Annotated in this window: 2 protein-coding genes; both read left to right on the top strand. The window is 36.8% G+C overall.

The window, feature by feature from the left end:
• The first annotated feature begins 301 nt into the window (after window positions 1-301).
• Window positions 302-748: an acyl-CoA thioesterase gene (locus AC1DOS_RS20260; protein WP_477538931.1), complete on the top strand. Its 447-nt coding sequence runs from the start codon at window positions 302-304 to the stop codon at window positions 746-748.
• 62 nt (window positions 749-810) lie between these two features.
• On the top strand, window positions 811-1,035 hold the full coding sequence (locus AC1DOS_RS20255) for a helix-turn-helix domain-containing protein (protein WP_024534303.1): 225 nt from the start codon (window positions 811-813) through the stop codon (window positions 1,033-1,035).
• Window positions 1,036-1,106 lie beyond the last annotated feature (71 nt).

Below are 1,106 nucleotides of genomic sequence, written 5' to 3'. Positions count from 1 at the left end.
TTTTTGTTTCGAGAAAAATGTGGAATTAGGAGAAAATTGGATAGTTGCGACGATAATAAGAGAAGTTGCGACGATAATCTAAAAAGTTGCGACAATACCACATAAAAGCGCAACAGAAGATCTGGATTTGACTTAAAACCTCTAGTGTTCTTTTGAAATAAATCCAAATATTATGTTTCTACTACAACTTCATGCACTCTAACTCCGTTCCACTAAATCCTTTTCACTTCTAAAGAAACTTTGTTACAATAACAATGAATCATCATTCATTTTATTATTTTAATCAAAGGGGCTCACAATTATGCGTGCAGATTATATTCAAGATCCACAACAATGGGCAAGCGGATTCCATTTTTCAGTTCCTGTTCAAGTTCGTTTTAGTGACACGGATATGTATGGTCATTTGAACAATACATATAATTTTTCTTATTTTGAGTTTGCGAGAATTGAGTATTTTAAACACATCGGTTTAATGAACGATTGGCTTGATCCGAAAGGGCTTACTATCCCAGTTGTTGCAGATCTCCAATGTGATTATGTGAAGCAAGTTTTCTTTGATGAAAAGCTTCAAATTCATGTAAAGGCTGCATCTATTGGCAATTCGTCGGTCGACATTCATTACCATGCGACTAACGAAAAAGGAGACACAGTTTTCACAGGTAGAGGTTCTGTTGTGCAAATTTATAAAGCCACTGGAAAAGGTTCCCCCTGGAAAGAAGAAGAAAAATCGTTATTCCTACCCAAATAGCCGTCACCGCCACTACTCTTCTTACATACGTTACAAGGAAGAGTGGATAGGAGGGGCGTATTTTGTCAGAAAGAGCACATCATCGTTCATTATTAACAGGACGAGAACGAGAGATTTTTCAATTGTTAGTGCGTGATTATTCAACGAAAGATATTTCTATTCAACTAAAGATTAGTGAAAAAACGGTGAGGAATCACATCTCGAATACCATCCAAAAGTTAGGCGTATCAGGTAGATCACAAGCAATCTTAGAACTTTTACGACTGGGCGAACTAGCACTCGACTGAGTAGGTCTTGCCAATTTCCACTAAAGACGTAACAATGAATATACAAGTAAATGTATTCAGGGAGTGGAAGG

It is taken from the genome of Paenisporosarcina sp. P5_A11, assembly GCF_056400705.1.
This window is presented reverse-complemented; position numbering and strand designations above follow the sequence as displayed.